Source organism: Burkholderia sp. WSM2230 (genome assembly GCF_000472445.1).
Lineage (GTDB): Bacteria > Pseudomonadota > Gammaproteobacteria > Burkholderiales > Burkholderiaceae > Paraburkholderia.
Genome location: NZ_AXAJ01000005.1, coordinates 54,353 through 79,478, shown reverse-complemented (window position 1 = coordinate 79,478; position 25,126 = coordinate 54,353). Strand labels below are relative to the sequence as shown.

22 protein-coding genes are annotated in these 25,126 nt (G+C 64.0%); 16 read left to right on the top strand and 6 right to left on the bottom strand.

Translation table 11 applies throughout. The features are described from left to right. Positions 1-37: 37 nt before the first annotated feature. The 4 genes from A3AC_RS0112230 to A3AC_RS0112215 all read left to right on the top strand — a co-directional run bounded on the left by A3AC_RS0112230 (position 38) and on the right by A3AC_RS0112215 (position 5,962). The gene (locus A3AC_RS0112230; protein WP_025599154.1) at positions 38-1,075 is read left to right on the top strand and encodes an aldo/keto reductase; all 1,038 of its coding nucleotides are present in this window, start codon (positions 38-40) and stop codon (positions 1,073-1,075) included. Continuing rightward, complete coding sequence (locus A3AC_RS0112225; protein ID WP_025599152.1) at positions 1,072-2,511, top strand: NAD-dependent succinate-semialdehyde dehydrogenase; 1,440 nt, start codon at positions 1,072-1,074, stop codon at positions 2,509-2,511. The genes A3AC_RS0112230 and A3AC_RS0112225 overlap by 4 nt, the downstream gene beginning before the upstream one ends. A 79-nt stretch (positions 2,512-2,590) precedes the next feature. Then, on the top strand, positions 2,591-3,973 hold the full coding sequence (locus A3AC_RS0112220; RefSeq protein ID WP_025599151.1) for an MFS transporter: 1,383 nt from the start codon (positions 2,591-2,593) through the stop codon (positions 3,971-3,973). Between the two features lie 387 nt (positions 3,974-4,360). Next, entirely contained in the window at positions 4,361-5,962 is a 1,602-nt protein-coding gene (locus tag A3AC_RS0112215) for a peptide chain release factor 3 (RefSeq protein ID WP_025599150.1), read from the top strand. Between the two features lie 145 nt (positions 5,963-6,107). On the opposite strand, the gene A3AC_RS0112210 is transcribed toward A3AC_RS0112215, so the two are convergent. Then, entirely contained in the window at positions 6,108-6,977 is an 870-nt protein-coding gene (locus A3AC_RS0112210; RefSeq protein WP_025599149.1) for a LysR family transcriptional regulator, read from the bottom strand. On the opposite strand from A3AC_RS0112210, the gene A3AC_RS0112205 reads away from it, so the two are divergent. Together A3AC_RS0112205 and A3AC_RS0112200 are read left to right on the top strand one after the other, a co-directional pair. Then, positions 6,962-7,186: a hypothetical protein gene (locus A3AC_RS0112205; RefSeq protein WP_156924604.1), complete on the top strand. Its 225-nt coding sequence runs from the start codon at positions 6,962-6,964 to the stop codon at positions 7,184-7,186. The genes A3AC_RS0112210 and A3AC_RS0112205 overlap by 16 nt on opposite strands. Positions 7,187-7,241: 55 nt before the next feature. Next, positions 7,242-9,707 (top strand): bifunctional acetate--CoA ligase family protein/GNAT family N-acetyltransferase, encoded by a 2,466-nt coding sequence (locus A3AC_RS0112200; protein ID WP_025599146.1) that lies wholly within the window; start codon positions 7,242-7,244, stop codon positions 9,705-9,707. A gap of 18 nt (positions 9,708-9,725) precedes the next feature. Here A3AC_RS0112200 and A3AC_RS0112195 read toward each other — a convergent pair whose 3' ends face one another. Further along, the gene (locus tag A3AC_RS0112195; RefSeq protein WP_025599145.1) at positions 9,726-10,271 is read right to left on the bottom strand and encodes a hypothetical protein; all 546 of its coding nucleotides are present in this window, start codon (positions 10,269-10,271) and stop codon (positions 9,726-9,728) included. Between the two features lie 174 nt (positions 10,272-10,445). Then, positions 10,446-11,234, bottom strand: a complete 789-nt coding sequence (locus A3AC_RS0112190; RefSeq protein ID WP_025599144.1) for an IclR family transcriptional regulator — start codon at positions 11,232-11,234, stop codon at positions 10,446-10,448. A 271-nt stretch (positions 11,235-11,505) separates the two neighbouring features. On the opposite strand from A3AC_RS0112190, the gene A3AC_RS0112185 reads away from it, so the two are divergent. The 9 genes from A3AC_RS0112185 to A3AC_RS0112145 all read left to right on the top strand — a co-directional run bounded on the left by A3AC_RS0112185 (position 11,506) and on the right by A3AC_RS0112145 (position 20,556). Further along, a complete protein-coding gene (locus A3AC_RS0112185) occupies positions 11,506-12,579 on the top strand; it encodes a sugar ABC transporter substrate-binding protein (RefSeq protein WP_025599142.1) in 1,074 nt (357 codons plus the stop codon). Between the two features lie 8 nt (positions 12,580-12,587). Then, positions 12,588-14,117, top strand: a complete 1,530-nt coding sequence (locus A3AC_RS0112180; RefSeq protein WP_035475086.1) for a sugar ABC transporter ATP-binding protein — start codon at positions 12,588-12,590, stop codon at positions 14,115-14,117. Further along, the gene (locus tag A3AC_RS0112175; RefSeq protein ID WP_025599139.1) at positions 14,107-15,171 is read left to right on the top strand and encodes an ABC transporter permease; all 1,065 of its coding nucleotides are present in this window, start codon (positions 14,107-14,109) and stop codon (positions 15,169-15,171) included. The genes A3AC_RS0112180 and A3AC_RS0112175 overlap by 11 nt, the downstream gene beginning before the upstream one ends. Positions 15,172-15,208: 37 nt before the next feature. Beyond that, the gene (locus A3AC_RS0112170) at positions 15,209-15,535 is read left to right on the top strand and encodes a UxaA family hydrolase (RefSeq protein WP_025599138.1); all 327 of its coding nucleotides are present in this window, start codon (positions 15,209-15,211) and stop codon (positions 15,533-15,535) included. 42 nt (positions 15,536-15,577) lie between these two features. After that, entirely contained in the window at positions 15,578-16,891 is a 1,314-nt protein-coding gene (locus A3AC_RS0112165) for a UxaA family hydrolase (RefSeq protein WP_025599137.1), read from the top strand. 63 nt (positions 16,892-16,954) lie between these two features. Then, positions 16,955-17,995, top strand: coding sequence for an aldo/keto reductase (locus A3AC_RS0112160; protein ID WP_025599136.1), 1,041 nt, complete (start codon positions 16,955-16,957; stop codon positions 17,993-17,995). A 7-nt stretch (positions 17,996-18,002) separates the two neighbouring features. Then, a complete protein-coding gene (locus A3AC_RS0112155; protein WP_025599135.1) occupies positions 18,003-18,833 on the top strand; it encodes an amidohydrolase family protein in 831 nt (276 codons plus the stop codon). A 56-nt stretch (positions 18,834-18,889) separates the two neighbouring features. Beyond that, complete coding sequence (locus A3AC_RS0112150) at positions 18,890-19,633, top strand: SDR family oxidoreductase (protein ID WP_025599134.1); 744 nt, start codon at positions 18,890-18,892, stop codon at positions 19,631-19,633. A gap of 74 nt (positions 19,634-19,707) precedes the next feature. Then, the gene (locus A3AC_RS0112145) at positions 19,708-20,556 is read left to right on the top strand and encodes an ureidoglycolate lyase (protein ID WP_025599133.1); all 849 of its coding nucleotides are present in this window, start codon (positions 19,708-19,710) and stop codon (positions 20,554-20,556) included. 104 nt (positions 20,557-20,660) lie between these two features. Here A3AC_RS0112145 and A3AC_RS0112140 read toward each other — a convergent pair whose 3' ends face one another. After that, complete coding sequence (locus tag A3AC_RS0112140; RefSeq protein WP_025599131.1) at positions 20,661-21,095, bottom strand: PaaI family thioesterase; 435 nt, start codon at positions 21,093-21,095, stop codon at positions 20,661-20,663. Positions 21,096-21,375: 280 nt separating this feature from the next. Here A3AC_RS0112140 and A3AC_RS0112135 point away from each other — a divergent pair, with 280 nt between their 5' ends. Then, entirely contained in the window at positions 21,376-22,998 is a 1,623-nt protein-coding gene (locus tag A3AC_RS0112135) for a methyl-accepting chemotaxis protein (protein ID WP_025599130.1), read from the top strand. Positions 22,999-23,116: 118 nt separating this feature from the next. On the opposite strand, the gene A3AC_RS0112130 is transcribed toward A3AC_RS0112135, so the two are convergent. Together A3AC_RS0112130 and A3AC_RS0112125 are read right to left on the bottom strand one after the other, a co-directional pair. Then, positions 23,117-23,320: a cold-shock protein gene (locus A3AC_RS0112130; RefSeq protein ID WP_006047528.1), complete on the bottom strand. Its 204-nt coding sequence runs from the start codon at positions 23,318-23,320 to the stop codon at positions 23,117-23,119. A 240-nt stretch (positions 23,321-23,560) separates the two neighbouring features. Further along, positions 23,561-24,670, bottom strand: a complete 1,110-nt coding sequence (locus tag A3AC_RS0112125; protein ID WP_025599128.1) for an AGE family epimerase/isomerase — start codon at positions 24,668-24,670, stop codon at positions 23,561-23,563. Positions 24,671-25,126 lie beyond the last annotated feature (456 nt).

Sequence of the window (25,126 nt, the reverse complement as noted above, 5' to 3'; positions counted from 1 at the left end):
TGCACGCGCCGCATCGCATCTGCATGGAGACAGTTTGATGGACTATGTTCGCCTCGGCCAATCCGGCCTGAAGGTTTCGCGCTTGTGCCTCGGCACCATGAATATGGGCACGCCGCAATGGAAGCCCTGGATTTTCGACGAAGCGCGTAGCGAGCCGATTGTTCGCCACGCGCTCGCGGCCGGCGTCAATTTCATCGACCTCGCCGATTTCTATTCGACGGGCGTCGGCGAAGAAGTGGTGGGCCGCATCCTGAAGCGCCTCGCGCGCCGCGAGGAAATCGTCGTGACGACGAAGGTCGGCTACGACATGGGCGCGTATCAGAACGCAGGCGGCCATTCGCGCAAGCATGTCATGGACGGCATCGACGGGTCGCTAAGGCGGCTCGGCATGGATTATGTCGACATCTACATGCTGCATTTCTTCGACGTGAACACGCCGGTCGAGGAAACCATGGGCGCGCTCAACGACATCGTGCGCGCGGGTAAGGCCCGCTATATCGGCGTCTCGACCATGTACACATGGCAGTTCGCGAAGATCATGCAGGTCTGCGAGCGCAACGGCTGGCATAAGCCGATCAACATGCAGTTGCAGTTGAATCTCGCGTATCGCGAGGAAGAGCGCGAGATGATTCCGTATTGCCAGGATCAAGGCGTCGGCGTCTCCGTGTTCAGTCCGCTCGCGCGCGGACTGTTGACGAGCGATGCCAATTCGACGCGCAATCAGACCGATTTCTTCACTGCGCAGATGTACGGCGATAACGTGTCGCGCGAAATCGCGGCGTCGGTAGCGCGCGTGGCCGCACGGCGGGGCGTCAGCGCTGCGCAGATCGCGCAGGCGTGGGTGCTCGCGCATGACGGCGTCGCAAGCATGCTCGTCGGTGCGGACACGCCGGCCCAGTTCGACAGCGCCATTGCGGCGCTTGGCACGACGCTCTCCGACGACGAGCTGTTCGAGCTCGAACGCAATTACACGCCGTGCGATCTGATCAACGATTACACCGCAGGCAAGCGCATTGCTCGCGAGCCGCGGCTCGCCCAAGGCGCGTTCGCCGAGAAGCTGGAGGAAGCCGCATGAACCCGTTTTTGCGGACCGGGCATTACATCGGCGGCGAGTGGTTTCAGAGCGCGCAGACCTATCCAGTTCTGAATCCCGCGACAGGCGAAGTCATCGCGGAAGTCGCGAAGGGCGGCGCAGCCGAGACAGCGCGAGCCATTGCCGCTGCGGAGCGGGCCTTCCCCGCCTGGCGATCGTTGACCGCGAAAGAGCGCGGCGCGCGCGTCAGGCGCTGGGGCGAGTTGATGCTCGAGCATCGCGATGCACTCGCCGAATTGCTGACGCGCGAACAAGGCAAGCCGCTCGCGGAAGCGCGCGGCGAAGTGGGCTACGCGGCGAGTTTCTTCGAATGGTTCGCCGAGGAAGCGAAGCGCGCGTATGGCGACGTGATTCCGAGCCCGAATCCGAACGCGAAGATCATCGTGACGCGCGAACCCGTCGGCGTCGTCGCGGCAATCACGCCGTGGAACTTCCCGCTCGCGATGATCACGCGCAAGGCCGGGCCCGCGCTCGCTGCAGGTTGCACGATGGTGCTCAAGCCGTCGGAAGAAACGCCGTTATCGGCCTTCGCGCTGGCCGTGCTGGCCGGGAAAGCGGGCATTCCGCCGGGCGTCTTCAACATCGTTTCCGGCGATGCAGTCGCGATAGGCGGCGCGCTGAGCGAATCCGAGGTGGTACGCAAGCTGTCGTTCACGGGCTCCACGCGCGTCGGCAAACTGCTCGCGAAGCAGTCGGCGGATACGTTGAAGAAGCTCTCGCTGGAGTTGGGCGGCAACGCGCCGTTCATTGTGTTCGACGACGCCGACCTCGACGCCGCCGTGCAGGGTGCGATGGCTTCCAAATTTCGCAACACCGGACAGACATGCGTTTGCGTCAATCGTTTCTACGTGCAGGACGGCGTCTATGACGCGTTCACGCAGGCACTCGCCCAGGCGGCGCGCAATATGCGCGTGGGCAACGCGCTGCTCGGCGACGTCGAACAAGGTCCGCTGATCAATCAGGCGGCGTTGACCAAGGTGCAAGCGCACGTCGCCGACGCGTTGCAAAAGGGCGCCAGGGTGTTGACCGGCGCTAAGCCGCACGTGCTTGGCGGCACCTTTTATGAGCCGACGGTTCTCGTCGATGCATCCAGTTCGATGCTGATCGCGCAGGAGGAAACCTTCGGGCCGGTCGCCGCGTGTTTTCGTTTCAGGACCGAAGAAGAAGTGGTGGCGGCTGCGAACGCGACGCCGTTCGGGCTCTCGGCGTATTTCTACACGCGGGATCTGGCGCGCGCGTGGCGCGTCGGTGAAGCGCTGGAAAGCGGCATGGTCGGCATTAACGAAGGGCTTCTCTCCACCGAAGTCGCGCCGTTTGGCGGCGTCAAACAGTCCGGACTTGGCCGCGAAGGGTCGAAGTACGGGCTCGATGAGTACACCGAGCTCAAGTACATGATGATGGGCGGTTTGGGGCGTTGATCGTTGCCGTTGATCGTGACCGCGCTGGTGGAAGTCACTTCGTGGCATCCGCCAGTTCAAAACAAACACAGGAGACAAGATGAATAATCAGGATATCCAGGCAAATCCACTCGACCTTGCCCCCGCTTTCCCCACGGCGGCATCGCCCGCAAGACGTCCCGTTTCCATCGACGACGTGCCGTTGAACGCGTTCCACGTCAAGATTGCCGGCCTCACGTTCGGCGCGCATTTCACCGAAGGTTTCGCGCTCGGTACCATCGGCTATGCGCTGGCCGCCATGAATCGTCAGATGCCGCTCGACGCGTTCTGGATGGGCATGATCGGCAGTTCCGCGCTGATGGGCATTTTTTTCGGTAGCCTCGTGTTTGGCTGGCTGTCGGACCGGCTCGGGCGGCAGAAAATTTTCCTGATGAGCTTTCTCGTCATCACCGTGGCTGCGTTTGCGCAGTTCTACGTCCACTCGCCTTTCGAACTGTGCCTGCTGCGCGTGTTGATCGGCTTCGGCATGGGTGGCGACTTTGCGGTGGGACACGCAATACTCGCGGAGTTTTCGCCGCGCAAGCATCGCGGAACATTGCTTGGATCGTTCAGCGTCATCTGGACCATCGGGTACGTGGTCGCGAACGTGCTCGGCATGCATTACGCCGACGCCTCGCCCGATGCATGGCGTTGGCTGCTTGCCTCGGCGGGCATTCCTGCGGTGATCGTACTGGTCGCGCGCATCGGCACCCCTGAGTCGCCGCGCTGGCTGCTCCGCAAAGGCCGGGCTGCGGAAGCGAAGTCCGTCGTGCTCAAGCATTTCGGCGAAAACGTGACACTCGACGGCGCCCGCGACGAATACGCGCAAACTGCCAGCGGGTTCATGCGTCTCTTCGAAAAAGACCTGGTTCGCCGGACCCTTTTCAACTGCGCGTTTTTCGTGTGCCTCGTGATTCCATACTTTGCGATCTACACGTTTCTGCCGACCATTCTGAAGGCGATTCACCTGAACAACGACTCGGGCGCGGATCTGCTGCTCAACGGCTTTCTCGTACTGGGTGCGCTGATCGGCATCTGGCTCACGATCAAGCTGTCGCGGCGTGTCTTCCTGATCGGCTCCTTCGCGGTGACCTGCCTGTCGCTGATTGCGCTGAGCGTGCTGCCGGAATCGGCGACGCTCGCCATGATCGTCGCGTTCGGCATTTTCACGCTGACGATGTCGGCATTCTCGAACCTCGTCGGGGTGTTCCCGCCGGAGTGCTTTCCCACCGAAGTCCGCGCCTGCGGCGTCGGTCTTGCCATTGCGTGCAGCCGTCTCGGCTCGGCGGTGGGCACGTTTCTGCTGCCACTCGGCATTGCCGGCTTCGGATTTCACCTCACGATGATCGTGCTTGCGGCTGTGCTGCTCGTCGGCATGATTGTTTCGATTGCCTGGGCGCCGGAAACCAAGCATTTGACGTTGAACGAGGCGAGCGGGGGATAAAAGGCAGGCGGCTTGCCCGGCTCCTTGCGGCCCGGCCCGGGTCGGCTGCGCTCCGCGGCGGCGTGCGCCTGAGCCGCGCCCGCGCAGCGCGACTAACGCTTCTATAGCTCCTGTCGGGTCCCCAAAGCTGGCCGCTCCTCGCGGGCGGCTTTCCCACGTCCGCCGTCCCGGCGTGTATCATTCGTTCCCTGCGCTGTTCTGCGCTGGCGATTATCCGTATTGTCGAACGCTCGTTCCCGACCTGTTTTCCGACGCGGCCCGGTTGCCATTGTGATGCGGGTTCCCGACCCGAGTCGCGCAGCTCGACGCCGCCGCGCCACGCGCGGCAGCCCGGAGGCCATCCGCTTCCGGAGACCGCCGAACCCCTATCTGTGACCGCCAGACCCGATGTCAGTCTCCGAACTCAAACGCCGCCGCACATTCGCGGTCATTTCCCACCCGGACGCGGGCAAAACCACGCTGACCGAAAAGCTGCTGCTGTTCTCGGGCGCGATTCAGATCGCCGGCACCGTGAAGGGCCGCAAAAGCAATCGCTACGCAACGTCCGACTGGATGGAAATCGAAAAGCAGCGCGGCATTTCAGTCGCGAGCTCGGTGATGCAGTTCGAGTACGGCGACGCCGTGATTAATCTGCTCGACACGCCGGGCCACGAAGACTTCTCGGAAGACACGTACCGCGTGCTCACGGCGGTGGATGCCGCCGTGATGGTGATCGACGGCGCGAACGGTGTCGAGGCACAGACGCTCAAGCTGCTCGAAGTCTGCCGCAGCCGCAAGACGCCTATCGTCACGTTTATCAACAAGCTCGACCGCGAAGTGCGCGAGCCGCTCGAACTGCTGGACGAGATCGAGCAGCACCTGGGCGTCGCAGCCGTGCCGTTCACGTGGCCGATCGGCATGGGCAAGGAATTCCAGGGTGTCTACGACATCCAGCGCGACCAGGTCCGCGTGTTCCGCGCCGGGCAGGACACGGCGGGCGGCGCAGTGGAAACTTTGCAAGCGTTGAGCGACGAAGAAGGCGAGCGCCGTTTCGGCCATAGCTGGACGAAGGCAAAGGAAGAAATCGACCTGATCACCGGCGCGACGCCGGATTTCGACCGCGAGCAGTTTCTCGCCGGCGAGCAGTCGCCGGTGCTGTTCGGCTCGGCGATCAACAACTTCGGCGTGAAGGAAATTCTCGACGCGCTGGTCGATCTGGCGCCGCCGCCGTCTATGCGCATGACCGTGCAGCGTCCGGTGATGCCCGATGAGCCGAAGTTCACGGGCGTCGTATTCAAGGTGCAGGCCAACATGGATCTGGCGCACCGCGACCGCGTGGCGTTCATCCGCGTTTGCTCGGGGCGTTTCGAGCGCGGCATGGCTGTGAAGGTGACGCGTTCCAACAAGACCTTCCGCGCAAATAACGTCGTGACGTTTCTGTCGCAGCGGCGCGAGACGGTGAGCGAGGCGTATCCGGGCGACATCATCGGTATTCCGAATCACGGCACGCTGAGTCTCGGCGATACGCTGACCGAAGGCGAAGCGCTGCAATTTGTCGGCCTGCCGTTTTTCGCGCCGGAAATTTTCCAGACTGTCGAAGTTGTCGATCCCATGCGTGCGAAGCAATTGGGCGAAGCATTGAAGCAGCTTGGCGAAGAAGGCGCGATTCAGGTGTTCCGTCCCGAAGTGGGCGGTTTGATGATTCTCGGCGCGGTCGGCCAACTGCAGTTCGAAGTGGTGTCACACCGTCTGTCGACCGAGTACAAGGTCGACGTGCGCATGGCGCCCGCGCGCTACCGCATGTCCCGCTGGGTGACGTGCGACGACCCCGCCGAATTGCGCCGCTTCACGGATTCATACGCCGCGCGAATTGCACTCGACGCATCCGACGCGCCGACGTATCTCGCTTCGCATGTGTCGGAGATCGAGGTCGCGCAAAAGGCGTGGCCGAAGATCGTGTTCAACGAGTTGCGCGAGCATTCGGGCGCGCCGTTCAAGAAGGCGATGTAACCGGCGCAAGGCCGCAGTCCGCATGCGTTCGTGCTTGCCGGCGGCGTCTTCAACAAGAAAAAGCCGCGTAGTGCAGACATGCACACGCGGCTTTTCAATTGCGGGCTCATGAGCACCATTGCCGGTGCTGATTCGCCGCGCGGCGTCAGCCCATTTTCAACACCTCCTCGCGCAGCCAGCTCGCGAACGCCTGCACGTACTCGAGCCCGGCGTGCTGCGACCCGACGTCCAACCAGTAGCCGAACGGCCCGCTCACTTCGACGTCTGAGAACTGGGCGAGGCTGCCGTCCGCCAGTTCCTCGACGATCATGTTCCTGTCGACGATAGCCAGTCCCGCGCCCTTGCGCGCCGCGCGAATCGCCTGTTCGAGCGTGGAAAACTCAATGCCGTTATCCGCATAGCGGGCGGGCAGTCCGGCCATGGCGAGCCAGTTCGGCCATAGGTCGAGTCGCGCGTCGTTGTGCAGCACGTGTAGCGCGGGCATATGTTCGAGCAGCCTGTCGAGCGGCTCGACCAGCAACCTGGGCGCGCCCACGAGCGCATGGCGCTCGGTCATCAGCAATTCGGAATGCGCGTCGGACAGCGCCTCGCGGCCGAAGCGGATGTTGCAGTGACAGTCCGCGGTCGGCTCGGTGCGGATCGACAACTCGACGTCCGGCATTTCGTCGGCGAGCGAACCGAGCCGCGGCGAGAACCATTGCGTCGCGAACGTGGGCGGCACGGCCACTACGAGACGGAGCCGGCCCTTTGCCGCGCTGATCTGGCGAAAGCCGCGCTCGATGGTGTCGAACGCGTCGGACAGACAGGGCAGGAACTCCAGCCCGGCGGCCGTCAGGCGAATGCCTTTGTGATCGCGCTCAAAAAGCTTCGCGCCGAGCGATTCCTCGAGCAGCTTGATCTGCCGGCTGACCGCGCCTTGCGTCACGCACAGCGCGCTCGCCGCGCGGTTGAAGCTCATGTGGCGCGCGGTTTCCTCGAAAAAGCGCAACGCGATGAGCGATGGCAAGCGTCGCATACATCACCTTCTGTCTCTTGATCATCCGGGGCAGCGCGGCCGATGGTGAGGCGCGCAGATCGCCTGCAATTGTCGCACCGAAGCGCGATATTTTGCCTGCGCACGCTAAAAAAATCACACAGCGCGGTTGCGCGAATGGAGCGTGGATTGATCTGATCGGCGTGACGTTCGAGAAGCGCCGCGCGTTCCCGTCGCTTCGCCTATCCTGACGAAGACGCGCGCGTCGACATTCGAGCGGCGCGCCCTTTCATTCGCGGAGTGCCTGTGACCGTTCGCAATCTCGACGCGTTGTTCCGACCGAAGTCCGTCGCCGTGATTGGCGCTTCCGAGCGGCCCGGCAGCACCGGCGCGATGGTGTTTGCGCGCTTGCTGGAGGGCGGCTTCGAGGGCCCGCTGTGGCCCGTCAATCCGAAGTACGAAACGCTTCGCGGCCGCCCGGTGATCGGCGATACCGGCGATTTGCCGCAAGCGCCCACCGTCGCACTGATCTGCACGCCGCCCGCAAGCTGGCCCTCGATCATTCACAAGCTCGGAGGTTTGGGGACGCGCGCGGCGATCATCGTCGGCGAGGCGCGCTCGGACGACGACCGGCTAGCGTTGCGGCATGCGCTCTCGGCGGCGCGACCGCATCTATTGCGAATCGTCGGGCCCGGCAGTCTGGGCGTCGTCACGCCGGCGCTGCGCGCGCAGCTCGGCGCACCGTCGTGCACGGTGAAGGCGGGCGGCGTCGCGTGGGTGTCGCAGTCGAACGCGCTGACCAACGCGGTGCTCGGCTGGGCGCAGGCACGCGGTCTCGGCTTCTCGCACGCGGTGGCACTAGGCGGCGAGGCCGATGTGGACGCGGGCGACGTGCTCGACTATCTGGCCAGCGACCCCGGCACGCGCGCGATCCTGCTCGAGCTCGACAGCGTGCGGGCGGCGCGCAAGTTCATGTCGGCGGCTCGTGCGGCGGCGCGCAACAAACCGGTGCTGGCGCTGCGCTCGGGCCGCGCCGATCCCGCAGACGCGCTTTACACCGCCGCCTTCCGCCGCGCGGGCATGGTGCGCGTGGACGCGCTCGACGATCTGCTCGATGAAATCGAAACGCTCGGCGTGGGCCGCGTGGCCGCGGGCGCGACGGCGACGCTGATCACGAGCGACCGCGGCCTCGCCACCCTCGCGCACGACGCCTTCGCCGCGGCCGGCGAGACGCTCGCGCCGTGGCCGGAGGAAGCATCGCAGGCGTTGCGGCAAGCGCTGCCGCATGCGGTGGGCGGCAACCCGCTGCAACTCGGCGACGACGCGCGTCCCGAGCATTTCGGCACGGCCCTGAAACTGCTTGCCGGGCATCGCGGCACCGGCACGGCTTTCGTCGTGCACGCGTCGACGCACGGCGCGCCGGTCGGCGAGGTCGCGCAGGCGCTGATTGCGAATCAGCGGTTTGCGTATCGCGGTCTGCTCGCGTGTTTCTTTGGCGGCGTGGACGCCGCGACGCGCGACGCACTGCATGCGCAAGGCATTCCAGTTCACACGACGCCGCAGCGGCTCGCCCGCGCGTTCGCGCGTCTCGTCGATTACCGGATGGGACGCGAACTGCTGATGCAGACGCCGGAGGGCTTGCCGGCCGAAGTGCCTGACGCGATCGACGCCGCGCAGACCCAGGCACGCGCGGCGCTCGCGGCAGGTGAGCGCCAACTTACGGGCCAAGCCGCGGCGGGCGTATTGGAGCGCTTCGGGCTCGAGATCGAGGCGCCGCATTCCGGCGCGGACGCGGCGGCCGGGCAGCCTGTGCGCGAACCGGGCGATTGCGCGCGAAGCGATAGCGGGTCGCTGCGCAAGCCGGTGGTCGACATCGCCGTCGAGCTGCATGACGACGACAACTTCGGCCCGGTGTTCCGCTTTACGGCGCCCTCGGCCGATGGCGTTGCGGAGCCGCTGCGCATCTACGGTTTGCCGCCGCTCAATCGGACGCTCGCTCGCGACATCGTCACGCGTTCGCCGTATGCGCGGCTCGTCACGCCGGAGCCGGCGCTGGCCGCTTTGACGGCGCTCTCGCAGGCTGTCTGCGATGTGCGCGAGATCGTCGGCATGACGCTTACGCTGCGCGTGTACCGCGATCACGTGACGATACTCGATCCCACGCTCGCTATCGCGCCGACGCGCAGCAGGCTCGCAATCGTGCCGTATCCGCGTTGCTTCGAGGAGACGCTCGACTGGCAAGGTCTGCGCATAACCGTGCGCCCCATACGCCCCGAAGACGAGGCGGCGCACCACGATTTCGTCGAGGCGATGACACCGGAGGATCTGCGGCTGAGGTTTTTCGGTGCCGTAGGCAGCTTCGATCACTCGCAGCTCGCGCGCATGACGCAGATCGACTATGACCGCGAAATGGCGCTGATCGCGACCGTGCAAAGCGAAGACGGCGTGCCGCGCACGCTCGGCGTGGTGCGCGCCGTCGCCGATCCGGACAACGAAACGGCGGAATTCGCGGTGGCTATTCGTTCGGACCAGAAAGGGCGGCGGCTCGGGCGGCTGCTGACGGATCGCATCATCCGCTATGCGCGGGCGCGCGGCACGCACTGGCTCGTCGGGGAGGCGCTGCGCGAAAACACCGCCATGATCGCTCTCGCCAAAGCGAGCGGCTTCACGATTACGCGGACGGAAGATCCGGCTGTGGTGGGTTTTCGGATGGCGCTGGATGAAAACGTCGAAGCCGGGAAGTGCGCCGCTGCCGGGGACGAGGCGCCGTAATCCCGGAAATACGATCGATCAGGCGGGCAACTTCACCGCTGCCTCATCCACCTGCGCCCGCGTGATCGCGAGTTCCTCGAGCCACGCATCCGCATAGACCGCGCCCGTCTCGCGCTCGAGCCGCGCAATAGTCGCTGCGCAACGATTCGCATCTTTGGGCGTCGCGATAAACGACTTCACCGACTGCCCCGCCTTGAACGCATCGAACAACGGCACGCGAATGTCGTCCGGCAGAGCACGTGCGGTCCATTGATACGGCTTGCCGTTGAACGTGAACGACGGCGGCAGCACGCGCTCCTTCTTCGCGGCCGGAATCAGGCCATAGGTGCGCGCAGCTTCGCCGATCTGCTCCGGTGAAAACAGCTCGTCCGGGCTGATATCGAATTGCTGGATGAAAGTCTCGATGCTCTGCATCGCCGCCGCGCGATCGTCGCGGCGCTTTTGCGCATGAGCGACGATGTCGCGCAGTTCGTCGGCTTCTTCCGCTGTGATCGTGAAGCTCGATTGCTTCTGCTGAAGTTCGGAAAAACGCTGGAATTCGGAGTCGGTCAGAAGTTTCGCCATTGCTTTTCGATGAGCGCGCACGAATGACTTCACGCGGCGTCGTTTTTGAGAGGGCCGCCATTCTAAACCATGTAGGCGAGCGGCCAGCTTCAAAACCGAACTTTGGCGCCGCGACTTCTGCAATCAATCGGCGATCACCCTGCAATCACCCGTCAGCCAGAATTCACATGCCGCTCAAACGGCCTGCTCGCGAAACATCGAAAGCGCCTGCACCGTCTCACGCAGGAGCGCCGTCGCGGCCGCGAGCGTGGGCGCGACATATTCGTCGATACGCTTCAGATACGGACAGGTAAGCGCCGCGATAGCCTGGCCGGACGGCCCAAGCACCGGGAAAGTGACGTCGGTCACACCGAACGTCTGCTGGCTGTCCTTCTGCGAGAAGCCGGCAGCACGAATCCGCTCGCACGCTGCTTCCAGCGCGTCGCGGTCTATGGTCACCTCGCCCTTAACCTTGGTGTGCTCGGCGAGCATCTGCGCGCGCTGTTCGACGGTCTGGAAGGCGAGCATCACGCGGCCCGAGCCCGTGTCGATCAGACCGACCCGCGAACCGAGCCGCACCGACATGCCCCACGTGCCCGGTCCGTCCACCTGCGCGATGACGAGCAGATTGCCGCGGTCGTACACGGCAAGGTGACACGATTGCTCGGCGGCGTCGGCGAAACGTTGCATGAGCGGCAATGCCTCGGAGATGAGCCGGTTCATCGGCGGATGACGATGCGCCAGCGCATACAGCTTCAGGCTCAGCGAATAGCGGTCGCCGCCCTTCGAGCGCACCACGTACTGGCGCGCGACCAGGCGTTCGAGCATCCGGTACATCTCGCTGGCATTGCGCCCGAGCAGCTTCGTGATCTCGGCGCGCGTGAGCCCCTCCTTCTGCTCGGCCAGTAACTCGAGGATGTCAAGGCCTTTGTCGAGCGCGGGGGCGCGATATCGGTCGGCATCGTCTTTGTCTTCTGCGTCCATCGTGAGGAAATTCCGTGGGCTGTTCTCAGTAGCTGGCGCTTGAGTGTAAGTGCGGCAGCGGTTTCCGTGCGAGCGGATGCGTCCAGGGAAAGTACGGACCCTTGGTGCAGCGCACATTCCTTGACTTCGAAAAGTCCGTATATGAATAATACGTTCATTGGTGAATGAGTGCATATCCATGTTCGCCAATATCCATAAGAAAGCGCAGGACGAAGTGCCGGCATCCACGACCGGTTCACGCAGTTCAACAACGCATATCAGGAGACAGCCCATGTCGTTCGCGAAAGAGCCGCAGCCGGCCCGCCAGTCGTTTCGCCGTTCCTTCCGCATTTCTTTCCGTCAGCCGCTTTTCACGGCAGCCGCGGCTGCGTGCATCGCCGCGCTCGGTGCGAGCGGCGCTGCGCAGGCAGCGGATGCCGGCAAGGTCGGCCTTGGCCTGCCGCTGCTGACCTCGCCGTTCTGGCAGTCGTACAACAACTATCTGCCGAAGTACGCGAAGGAAATGGGCATCGACATCCTTGCGCCCGTCAATTCGAACGGCGATCCGGTACAGCAGATCACCGACATGAACAACCTGCTGAACCTCGGCGCGAAGGGCATCGTGGTCGGCCCGCTCGACTCTGCGGCGATCAGCCGCGCGCTCGACGCCGCGACGGCGCGCAACGTGCCGGTCGTCGCCGTCGACGTCGCGCCGACGCAAGGCAAGATCGCGATGGTCGTGCGCGCCGACAATCACGCATACGGCGAGAAGGCGTGCAAATACATCGGCGAGCATGTTAAGTCGGGCAAGGTCGTGCAGATCATGGGCGACCTCGGCTCGGTGAACGGACGCGACCGCTCCGAAGCATTCCGCTCGTGCCTGAAGGGCTATGCTGGCCTGAAGCTGCTGGAAATCCCGGCGAGCTGGAAGGGCGACGTCGCGGCCTCGGGGCTCGACAGCCTGCTGACCGCGAATCCCGACGTGAAAGCGATTTACATGCAGGCGGGCGGCGTGTATCTGTCGCCGACGCTGCAAACACTGCGCCGCAAGCAGATGCTGTTTCCCGCCGGCGACGCGAAGCACGTCGTGATCGTGAGTAATGACGGCATTCCGCAGGAGTTCGACGCGATCCGCCGCGGCGACATCGACGCGACCGTGTCCCAGCCCGCCGATTCGTACGCGAAGTACGGCCTGTACTACATCAAGGCGGCGTTGGCCGGGCAGACCTTCAAGCCTGGCCCGACCGATCACGGCAGCACCATCATCCAGCTGGCGCCGGGCATTCTCGAAGACCAGTTGCCCGCGCCGCTCGTGACGAAGTCGAATGTCGACGACAAGGCGCTGTGGGGCAACACGGTCAAATGAGCGGCGCAATGAGCGAGCTCACGTCATCCGCGCCGAATGCCTCGGTGGTCGAAGCATTGGCCGTCACCAAACGCTACGGCTCCACGGCGGCGCTGAACGACGTGAGCATGCGCGTGATGCCTGGCGAGTCGCATGCGCTCGTCGGACGCAACGGCGCGGGCAAATCGACGCTCGTGTCGATTCTGACCGGTTTGCGCAAGCCCGATACCGGCGAGGTGCGCTTTGCTGGCGAACCCGCACCGCCGCTTGCGGATCGCGATGCATGGCGAGAGCGCGTGGCCTGCGTCTACCAGCATTCGACCATCATTCGCGATCTTTCCGTCGCCGAAAATCTGTTCATCAACCGACAGCCGTCGCGCGGCGGCGTGATTGACTGGCGAGCCATGCGCCGCGACGCACGCGCGTTGCTCGACCACTGGAAGATCGACGTGCGTGAAGACGCGCGGGCCGGCGACCTGAGCGTCGAAGCGCGGCAGCTTGTCGAGATCGCGCGGGCGTTGTCGTACGGCGCGCGCTTCATCATTCTCGACGAACCCACCGCGCAGCTCGACGGCGACGAAATCAAGCGCCTGTTCCGGCGTATCGAGGAATTGCAGCGCGAAGGCGTGACGTTCCTGTTCATCTCGCACCATCTGCAAGAGGTGTATGAGATCTGTCAGGCGGTCACGGTGTTGCGCGACGCGCGGCATATCGTCAGCGCGCCGGTTGCCGCGTTGCCGCGCGAGCAGCTGATCGAAGCGATGACCGGCGAACGCGGTGGCCTGCTGGTCCCGGACGCGGCGGCGCGCCAGCCCTTGCCCGCCAGCTCCGCGATTGCACTGCAAGTCGATCAGTTGAGCGGCGCGGATTACGAAGACGTGTCGTTCTCCGTGCGGCGCGGCGAAGTGGTCGGCCTGACGGGCGCGACGAGCAGCGGCCGCACCAGCGTGGCCGAAGCGATTGCCGGGCTGCGCGCGGCGAAGCGCGGCACGATCAGCGTGGACGGCGCAAAGCTGCCGCCCGGCGATGTGCCCGCGGCGCTCGCGAACGGCGTTGGCTGCGTGCCGAAAGATCGCCATCACGAAGGGCTCGTGTTGACGCAATCCATCGCGGAGAACGCGTCGATGACGATTGCGCGCCTCTTCGGCAAATTCGGCATCGCGACGCCCGCAAAGAAAAACGCATTCGGCCAGAAGATGATCGACGCGCTCGGCATCGTCGCGCAAGGACCGGAGCATGTCGTCTCCGGTCTGTCGGGCGGCAATCAACAGAAGGTCGTGATGGCGCGCGCGCTCGCCACCGACCCCAAAGTGCTTGTGTTGATCGACCCGACTGCGGGCGTCGATGTGAAGTCGAAAGAGGCGCTGCTGTCAGTGGTGGATCGCGTGGGCGAAGAAGGCAAGGCCGTGCTCGTCGTGTCCGGCGAACTCGACGATCTGCGTACCTGTGATCGTGTACTCGTCATGTTCCGTGGCCGCATTGCTGCGGAGTTTCCCGCGGGCTGGCAGGACCAGGATCTGATTGCATCCGTTGAAGGAGTAAGTCTTCATGAAGAATAGTGTGTCCAGTCCCGCGTTCGGCGCAGCGCAGGCACAGGTTCAGGGCCAGGCCCACGCGCCCGGCGGGCCCGCGCCGCGCGGCAAGCGTGGCCGCGCGGAGCTTGCGCGCCTGCGTGAGCTCGCATTGTTGCCCGCGCTCGTGCTGCTGATCGTGGTCGGCGCATTCGTCAGCCCGAGCTTTCTCACGCGAGCGAATCTGATTAGCGTGCTTGGCGCTTCGGCGGCGCTCGCGCTCGTCGTGCTTGCGGAATCGCTGATCGTGCTGACGGGCAAGTTCGATTTGTCGCTGGAATCGACGGTCGGTATAGCGCCCGCCGTCGGCGCGATGCTCGTCATGCCGGCGGCGTCCGCCGGGTTCGGCACGCAATGGCCGGCGGCGGCCGGCTTGCTGGCGATTCTCGCAGTCGGCGCGGCGATTGGCGTGATCAACGGCTTTCTGGTGGTGCGCTTGCGGCTGAACGCGTTCATCGTCACGCTCGCCATGCTGATCGTGCTGCGCGGCATGCTGGTCGGCGCGACCAAGGGCGGTACGCTGTTCGACATGCCGCCGTCGTTTTTCTCGCTTGCGACCACCATCGTGCTCGGCTTGCCGTTGTCCGTGTGGCTCGCCGCAGCGGCCTTCGCGATTGCCGCGTTCATGTTGCGCTATCACCGCCTTGGCCGCGCGCTGTACGCAATCGGCGGCAATCCTGAGGCGGCGCGCGCTGCCGGCATTCGCGTCGAGCGCATCACGTGGGGCGTGTTCATTCTCGGCAGCATGCTCGCCTCGGTGGGCGGACTGATCGTGACCGGCTATGTCGGCGCGATCAATGCGAACCAGGGCAACGGCATGATCTTCACGGTGTTCGCGGCGGCGGTGATCGGCGGCATTTCGCTCGACGGCGGCAAAGGCACGATGATCGGCGCGCTCTCCGGCGTGCTGTTGCTCGGCGTCGTGCAAAACCTGCTGACGCTCGCCCAGGTGCCGTCGTTCTGGATTCAGGCGATTTACGGCGCGATCATTCTCGGCTCGCTGATGGTGGCTCGGCTCGCGAGCGGCGAAGGTCAGAACTAGAGCAACGTTAATCCAACGGCCCTCACGGAGAACTCATTTGACCAGCCGCACACAAGAAACCGATCCGCGACTGATCCTGCTCAGTCCGGACGACAACTGCCTGATCGCGGCGGCGCGGCTTGACGCCGGCACGCAAGTCGAGATCGAAGGCGAGCGCATCACACTCGCGCGGACCATCGAACTGGGCCACAAGGTGGCGCGCCACGATCTCGCGAAAGACGACAAGGTGCTGCGTTATGGCGCCGTGATTGGCCACGTCACCGAAGCCGTGCGGCGCGGCGAGCATCTGCATACGCACAACCTGGAAAGCGATTACCTGCCGACTTACACGCACGACGCGGGTCATCAATTCGTACATCACTGATTTGCGCATAACGACGCGGTCTTGCGCCGCGCGGGAACGATCATGACTGAGACATCCGTAGCAAGCGCGTTTGCGCAACCGCCGATGCTGCAAGGCTACCTTCGTAGCGACGGCCGCAAGGGCATCCGCAATGTGGTCGCGGTCGCGTATCTGGTCGAGTGCGCGCATCACGTGGCGGGCGAGATCGTCGCGCAGTTTCGCCAGCCGCTCGACGCATTCGGCGACGCGAGAGCCGCGCACGAGCCGCCGGTTCATCTGATCGGCTTTCCGGGCTGCTATCCGAACGAATACGCGGAAAAGATGCTCGAGCGGCTCGCCACGCATCCGAACGTGGGCGCGGTGCTGTTCGTCTCTTTGGGATGCGAGAGCATGAATAAGCACTATCTCGTCGATGTCGTGCGCGCGAGCGGCCGTCCCGTCGAAGTGCTGACCATTCAGGAGAAGGGCGGCACGCGCAGCACGATTCAGTATGGCGTGGACTGGGTGCGCGGCGCACGCGAGCAACTCGCCGCGCAACAGAAAGTGCCCATGGCGCTTGGCGAACTGGTGATCGGCACGATTTGCGGCGGCTCGGACGGCACCAGCGGCATTACCGCGAATCCGGCCGTGGGCCGCGCGTTCGATCATCTGATCGACGCCGGCGCGACCTGCATCTTCGAGGAGACCGGCGAACTCGTCGGCTGCGAGTTTCACATGAAGACGCGCGCGGCGCGGCCGGAACTCGGCGATGCGATCGTCGAGTGTGTGGAGAAAGCGGCGCGTTATTACTCGATTCTCGGCCACGGCAGTTTTGCGGTTGGCAACGCGGACGGCGGCCTTACCACACAGGAAGAAAAATCGCTCGGGGCGTATGCAAAAAGCGGCGCCTCGCCGATTACCGGCATCGTCAAGCCGGGCGACATTCCGCCGACCGGCGGCCTGTACCTGCTCGACGTCGTGCCCGACGGCGAGCCGCGCTTCGGCTTTCCGAACATCAGCGACAATGCGGAAATTGGCGAGCTGATTGCTTGCGGCGCGCATGTGATTCTGTTCACCACGGGGCGCGGCTCGGTGGTTGGCTCGGCAATCTCGCCGGTCATCAAGATCTGCGCGAATCCCGCCACGTATCGCAATCTCTCAGGCGATATGGATGTCGACGCGGGCCGCATTCTCGAAGGACGCGGCACGCTCGACGAAGTAGGCCGCGAAGTGTTCGAGCAGACGGTGGCAGTGTCGCAAGGCGCCGCGTCGAAGTCCGAAATGCTGGGACACCAGGAATTCATTCTCACGTATAAGACGTTCGAGCCAGTCGGACCTGCATGTCTGCCGTCGAGCGCGGGCGCGCCGCGGCGTTTAATGGCTGCCCAGCAGCAATGAGCAGTTGCAGTGAGCGCTGGCTGCCGGTGTGATAAAAAGAACGTTCTACTGGAGACGCGTCAAATGACCGCAACGAACGGTTCAAAGGTGCGGCAGCGCCGCCGCGTGGGCCGCGGCACGCTGCAAGTGACGGGACTGAGCCTCGGCACGGCGCCGCTCGGCGGCCTCTATCGCGATCTGTCAGACGAAGAGGCGCACGCAACCATCGTAGCCGCGTGGGACGCCGGCGTGCGTTATTTCGACACCGCGCCGCATTACGGCAACACCAAGGCGGAGCATCGGCTGGGCGACGCGTTGCGCCGCTATCCGCGCAGCGAGTACGTGTTGTCGACCAAGGTCGGCCGCCGCTTCGTGCCGCGCACCACGCCTTACGAGGGCAAGGAAGGCTGGCAGAATCCGCTGCCCTTCGAGGCGGTCTACGACTATACGCACGACGGTATCTTCCGTTCGTTCGAAGACAGCCAGCAGCGGCTCGGCATTATCGACATCGACATTCTGCTGGTGCACGACATTGGCCGCGTCACGCACGGCGAGAACAATCCTCATTACTGGCGGCAACTCACGGAAGGCGGCGGTTTTCGCGCGCTCGACGAACTGCGCTCGGCCGGCGCGATCAAGGCCGTGGGACTCGGCGTCAACGAAGGCGCGGTAATACTCGACGCGATGGCCGAGTTCGATATCGATTGCGCGTTGCTCGCCGGGCGTTATACGCTCCTCGAACAGACGACTCTCGACGACCTCTTGCCGGCATGCGAGAAGCGTGGCGTCAGCATCCTGTTGGGCGGCGCGTTCAACTCGGGCATTCTGGCGCGAGGTGTCGAAGGCGATCTGAAATTCAACTACGGCGAGGCGCCGCGCGAAGTGATCGAGCGCGTTGCGCGGCTCGAGGCGGTGTGCCGCGACCACGGCGTGCCGCTTGCCGCCGCGGCCTTGCAGTTTCCGTATGCGCATCCGGCGGTCGCCACTGTGTTGACCGGCGCGCGCAGTGCCGACGAATTGCGCGAGAACGCGGCGTCGTTCGAGTTGCCCATCCCAGCGGCCTTGTGGTCCGCGCTGCGCGACGAGGGCCTGCTCGACGCCCGCGCGCCCGCGCCAGAGGACTGATCTGACGATGCATATCGACGCCCACCAGCACTATTGGGACCCAGCCCGCGGCGATTACGAATGGCTCACGCCGGAGCTCGAAATTCTCTATAGGCCGTTCGGCCCGGCCGACCTCAAACCGTTGCGCGAGCGAGCGGGCATTGAGAAAACGGTGGTCGTGCAGGCGGCGCCGACCATCGATGAAACGCGTTATCTGCTGGACATCGCGCGCGATGAGCCGTCCATTGCGGGCGTGGTCGGCTGGGTGCCGCTGCTGCTGCCGACCGCGCCGGCCTTGATCGGCGCGCTCGCCAAGGAGCCGAAGTTCAAGGGCGTGCGGCCCATGCTGCAAGACCTGCCCGACGATACCTGGATCGCGAATCCGGATCTCGCGCCGGCCATTGAAGCGCTGATCGCAGACGACCTCGCTTTCGATGCGCTGATTTACGCGCGGCACGTCGAACATGTTGAAACGTTCGCGCGCCGGTTTCCGGCGCTGCGTGTCGTGGTCGATCACGGCGCCAAGCCGCCGATCCGTTACGGTCAGGCGGGCTGGCAAAGTTGGGCCGATGCGATTGCGCGGCTCGCGAAGCTGCCCGGCGTGCATTGCAAGCTGTCGGGTCTCGCGACCGAGGCTTCGCCGGGCTGGACCGAGCAAACGCTGCGGCCCTACGTCGAGCATCTGCTGGCCACGTTCGGTCCGGCGCGGCTCATGTGGGGCAGCGACTGGCCCGTGCTCGAACTCAATGGCGATTATCTGCTGTGGCATTCGGTGGCGAACACGCTGCTTGCGTCGCTCGGCGACGGCGAGCGTGAAGCGGTTTTCGGCGGCAACGCCGCTGCGTTTTATCGACTGTGACGTCACGAAAAGAAGCGTGACGAACACAGGTTAAGCCCATTCAACTGGAGTCGTAGATGACACAAAGACTGGCCGGCAAGACAGCATTGATTACCGCGGCGGGACAAGGCATCGGCCTTGCAACCGCCGAAGTTTTCGCCCGCGAAGGCGCGCGCGTGATCGCCACCGACGTCCGCATCGACGGGCTCGCCGGCAAGCCGGTCGAGGCGCGCAAGCTGGACGTGCTCGACGGCGACGCGATCAAGGCACTGGCCGCCGAGCTGGGCCCCATCGACGTGCTGTTCAACTGCGCCGGCTTCGTTCATGCAGGCTCCATTCTCGAGTGCAGCGAGGAGGATTGGGACTTCGCGTTCGACCTGAACGTGAAGGCGATGTACCGGATGATCCGCGCGTTCCTGCCCGCCATGCTGGAGCGCGGCGGCGGGTCGATCATCAATATGTCGTCGGCGGCTTCGAGCGTGAAGGGCGTGCCGAACCGCTTCGCGTATAGCGCTTCGAAAGCGGCGGTGATCGGGCTGACCAAGTCGGTCGCCGCGGATTTCATCACGCGTGGTATACGTTGCAATGCGATTTGCCCCGGCACGGTGTCGTCGCCGTCGCTCGAACAGCGGATCGTGGCGCAGGCCGCGGCGCAAGGCGCGACGCTCGAAGCCGTGCAGGCGGCGTTCGTCGCCCGCCAGCCGATGGGCCGCATCGGCAAACCCGAGGAGATCGCCGCGCTCGCACTGTATCTCGCGTCTGACGAGTCGTCGTTTACGACGGGTCACGCACATGTGATCGACGGCGGCTGGTCGAATTGAAAATGCCGCCGCATGAGCGCGCGCACACGGACGTATTAACCGAACACCACTGAAAACCAGAGGAAAGTGCAACGATGAAACTGCTTCGTTACGGGCCGAAAGGCCAGGAAAAGCCAGGCTTGCTAGACGCGCAAGGCAAGATTCGCGACCTGTCCGGCGTGGTTGCCGACATCGACGGCGCGGCGCTGACCGACGAGGGCCTCGCCAAACTGCGCGCACTTGATCCGGCAACGCTGCCGGTCGTGGAAGGCAATCCGCGCATGGGACCGTGCGTGGGCAAGATCGGCAAGTTCATCTGCATAGGCCTGAACTACGCGGATCACGCGGCAGAATCGAATCTACCGGTGCCTGCCGAACCTGTGATCTTCAACAAATGGACGAGCGCAATTTGCGGTCCCAACGACGACGTGGAAATCCCGCGCGGCTCGAAGAAGACCGATTGGGAAGTCGAACTCGGCGTAGTGATCGGCAAGCCCGCCAAGTACATCGACGAGGCGAACGCGCTCGACTACGTTGCCGGCTATTGCGTGATCAACGACGTGTCGGAGCGCGAATGGCAGATCGAACGCGGCGGTACGTGGGACAAGGGCAAGGGCTTCGACACCTTCGGCCCGATCGGCCCATGGATGGTCACGCGCGACGAAGTCGCCGATCCGCAGAACCTGAGCCTGTGGCTCGAAGTGGACGGTCACCGCTACCAGAACGGCAATACGAAGACGATGGTATTCGGCGTCGCCAAGCTGGTTTCGTATGTGTCGCAGTGCATGAGCCTGCAACCGGGCGATGTCATTTCCACCGGCACGCCGCCTGGCGTCGGCATGGGCGTCAAGCCGAATCCGGTGTATCTGAAGTCGGGGCAGACCATTCGCCTCGGCATTGAAGGTCTCGGCGAGCAAACGCAGAAGACCTACGCGGCGGAGTAAGCCGCTCCGAAGCGGCGCGAGGCGCTCGCGCGCATCTAGCCGCAAAACAGTCGCGGCGCTCGCGCGCTTCACGCCGCAAAAGTGCCCGCGCGGGCCAACGCGCGTCAATTCGCCGGTTCGTGGTCGCCGTTCTCGCTGATCCTGTTGACCGTGCCTTGCGCGACCGCGACCAGTTTCTCGCGGTTGCCGTCCATCACGAATATGTTGCACTGGCAGGTCGCCTGATGGCGGCCTGCGTACACGACCTCCGCCCGCGCGATCAGCGTGCCGTTCACCGCCGGCCGCAGATAGTTGATCTTGTATTCCCCCGTCACGACCTTCGGCCCAAGCGAGAGTGCGCCGGCAAAGGTCAGCGCGTTGTCGGCGAGATAGCTGATCACGCCGCCATGCACGAAGCCGTGCTGCTGCCGCAGTTCGTCGCGGATCGGCAGGCTCAGCGCGAGTTCGCCGGTGCCCGTGTACATCAGCTCGGCGCCTAGCAGCATGCTGAACGGCTGGGCGTGCAATGCGCCGCGCGCCCGGTCGAGTAGGTCAGTCATTGTGATTCCTTCGAGGAAGGCCCGCGGTGGCATCGCGCACGGGAGTGCGCTCGTTAGTCCCTACCCACTCTAGGAAGCGCCGACGCACGCCGTCAAGGTGAATCGGAAATATCTGCGCGGCATTGTTGTGCCGGATGACAGAAATCCAGACGTTGGCCGACGTACGCGCGACGTAAACGCGACGTAAGGCGAACTTTGGCGACTTTGCCCTTCAGCAAGCTCCCAGGCTGCCGTTAACCCTGACGTAGCTCCCGTTATTCTTTGCCTTCAGGTGTTCACGATGTTCAGCAAGATAAAGGTCGCATCCGGCCTGTTGTGTGTTCTGGCCGCTTTCTGCGTTTTCCAGCTTGTCACGGTGGGCTTGGGATTCTGGTCATTGACGCGCACTCATGACGACGTTGGCGATCTTTCGAACATAGCGCTCAAGCAGGTGAACGCCGTCAACGAAACGACGCAGCATCTGATGGACGCGCGCATCAACCTGTCGCGCGCCGGTACCCGGATGGTGCGCGGCGGCGCGGAGCCGACGGACATCGTTCAGCATGCCCGCGAGCAGCTCACGGCGGCCGAGCAGTCGTTCAACACGTTCGCGAGCGCCCCGAAGACGAGCGACGAAAACAGTGCCCGCGCGGCGGCGCTCGGCGAGCGCTACAAGAAGCTGCACGGCGCGCTCACCGAACTTGCGCAGTTTCTCGACGCGAACAATATCCAGGCATTTCTGGACCAGCCGACGCAGTCGTTCCAGGACGCGTATCTGACCGAGCTGCACAACTTCACGCAGTTCGGCAACGCGGCGAGCCGCGCGTCGCTGGACTCGATCGACACGCGGATGTCGGCTTTCCGCGTCGTCAGCATTGTCATTCTGCTTGCGCTGGTTGGCGGCACGTTTGCGGTTCATCTCGGCTTGCGCCGCGGCGTGGTCGCGCCGCTGGAAGAAGTCGGCCGTCACTTCGAGCGCATTGCGCAAGGGCGTCTCGATCAGCCGATTGCCGCACGCGGCACCAACGAAATCGGCCGGCTGTTCTCGGGCCTCGCGAAGATGCAGGCAAGTGTCGCCCGCACCGTGCAGACCGTGCGCGAATCCGCCGACTCGATTCACCTTGGCGCCGATGAAATCGCGACCGGCAACGCCGATCTTTCTGCGCGGACGGAGAATCAGGCGGCATCGCTTGAGGAAACGGCTTCGAGCATGGAGGAACTCACCGCCACCGTGCGTCAGAATGCCGACCACGCGCGTGAGGCGAATGCATTGGCCGAGACGGCGCTCGAAGCGACTTCGCGCGGCAGCGAAGTGGTGGACAAGGTCGTAGACAAAATGCGCGGCATCGCGCAAAGCTCGGACAAGATTGCGGAGATCATTTCGGTGATCGACGGCATTGCGTTCCAGACCAATATCCTCGCGCTGAATGCGGCGGTCGAGGCAGCGCGCGCCGGCGAGCAGGGCCGCGGCTTCGCGGTCGTGGCCGGCGAAGTGCGCGGTCTGGCCCAGCGCAGCGCACAGTCGGCGAAGGAAATCAAGACGCTGATCAGCGAGTCGGTTGCCGAAATCCAGGGCGGTTCGGCGCTGGTCGAGCACGCCGGCGAGGCGATGAGCAACGTGTCCGCGTCCATTTCGCGTGTCACGCAGATGATGGCGGAGATCAGCGCCTCGTCGCTCGAGCAAAGCACCGGCATCGAGCAGGTTAACCAGGCCGTGGTCCAGATGGACGCGATGACGCAGCAGAACGCAGCGCTCGTCGAAGAGGCGGCGGCAGCGGCAGCTTCGCTGCATCAACAGACGCAGCAATTGAAAGAGGCGGTTTCCGTCTTCGAAATTTCGGAGTCTGTGTTGCGCACACAACAGATTGATGAAATGCCGCCGAAATCTGCGCAATTTGCGTTGTCGCGGATGCGCGCGATTTAAATTGTCTGCGCTTAAAAATCAGGCAGCGGGAAAAAGAAAATGGCCCGCAAAAGCGGGCCATTTTTGTATTGGACGCAAGCGTCTAAGCGTGCGTCAGCCTACCTCGTACCGTGGGTACTTAGGCCGGCGTGATGTTCGCAGCTTGCTTGCCCTTCGGGCCTTGCTTCACTTCGAACGACACCTTCTGGTTTTCCTGCAGGGACTTGAAGCCGCTGCCTTGAACTTCCGAAAAGTGCGCAAACAGGTCTTCGCCGCCGTCGTCCGGCGTGATGAAGCCAAAGCCCTTTGCATCGTTAAACCACTTCACAGTACCTGTTGCCATTTTTGATCCAGTAAATGTTGTGTATTGCATTCGCGCCCGCTATTTCTCAACCCGAGAACGAGCGCGAAGTACGAGTTGTATCACGTCTTTATGACAGACGCCAATCAACCCGTATTCGGGTATTCCCCGGCTTCGGTGTTTTTTGGCTCTCGCGAGCCTGAAAAAAGACGTCCTTAAAGCCAGGGTAAACCATTTGGCAATAAGGTTTTTCGCTGGCTTCAGCGCGAGCTTTGCCGTGCTTCAGACCGGCAAGGCGTCAAAAGCCGTGGCGAGGTGATAAGGCGTGGTCGACGGCATATCGGCGCGCGCAACTTCGCCGTTCGCCGTTTTGCACTCGAACCAGCCCTGCGGCCGCAGAAAGCGTTGCTGGAACAGTCCGATCTGCCGCGGCAAGACGGCGCGCACGGCCTCTTCGTGGTGGCTTGCGAGCGCGCGCAGATATTCCGTCTGCGCCCAGATGCGCTGAATCGGGTCCTTGATGCGCCCGTCTTCTTCGAGCGACGCAAAGACGCCGCCCGTTTCCTGATCCACGCCATGGTGTTGCGCAAAGGTGAAGGCGCGCGCCAGGCTTTCCGCGAGCCCGGAACCGTCCAACAGCCCGCCGGCCTGTTTGACCAGCCAGAACCACTCGAACTGATGGCCAGGTTCCAGGCGATTGTCTGCCGCGCCGACCGGCAATTCGGCGATGCAACCCGAGGGCGCATGCACGAAGTGCCGGGCGACTGCGCCGGCGAGACGCCGCAGCGCAGCGTCGAAAGCGTTGTCGCGCGTGGCTTCGCGGGCGGCGAGCCATGCTTCCGTCAGATGCATCAACGGGTTCTGGATGGGCGTGCCGGTCACCTGCGCGAAGTCGGCGCTGAGCGCGGCGTTGAAGAGATCGTCCTCGGCGGCAAAGCTCGACTGAATGAGCGCCGACGTGCGATGCACGATTTCGAGCGCGTCCCGATTGCCGGAGCGCCGGCCGTATTCCGCACAGGCAAACACGACGAACGCATGCGTGTACAGGTCTTTGACGGTCTCGAGCGGGGCTCCGTGCTGGTCCACGCTGTAGAACCAACCGCCGTGTTCCGTGTCCTGAAACGTGTGCGTGAGCGAGTCGAACAGAACCTGCGCGTGGGCGGCGTCGCCGGCCTGCGAGAACACGAACAGTTGACGCGCGCACGCCATCGCCCGATAACGCTGGACGGGCGCGGGACGATGATGTTCTGCGCTGAGCGCTTCGTACGGCAGGCTGAGCGCGGTGTTGAAGCCCGGTCCGCGCCACATCGGAAGGATCACGCCGTTGAAGTGATCGCGCAGCGCCGCGGCGAGCGCAATCGTCGAGGCGGCGTCAGGGTTCATGCTCGGCATAGTCAAATTTCAAAACGCGTTGATTCAAGGCGCCCGCGAGAGCGGGCCTGGTCTGGCCGCGGTACGGCGGCGGCGCGGCAGCGCACGTATGCCACTCGGCGATCGGGTTGGAAGAGCGGCAGCGCGCGGCTTAGCATAATGCAAACAGATGCCGGGCGGCGCCCGAAAGAGGTCGGGAAAACGCTGCAAATAATTTCAACAGCGAGAGAACGATGCTCGGGAATCTCGAACTCATCTCCCGTCTCCCGTCTCCCGTCTCCCGTCTCCCGTCTCCCGTCTCCCGTCTCCCGTCTCCCGTCTTGCCTTTGCCGCGGTGCCCCAAGTTCCGGCGGACGACGCATCCGGTTAAAACCGAAAATCGTCGGCGAATGGCTTCGGCGGCGGTGGGCGCCATGCGACAATGCGGTCTCGAAAAATTCCAATGGCATTTGATGAGCGGTGCCGGCGCCCGCTCCC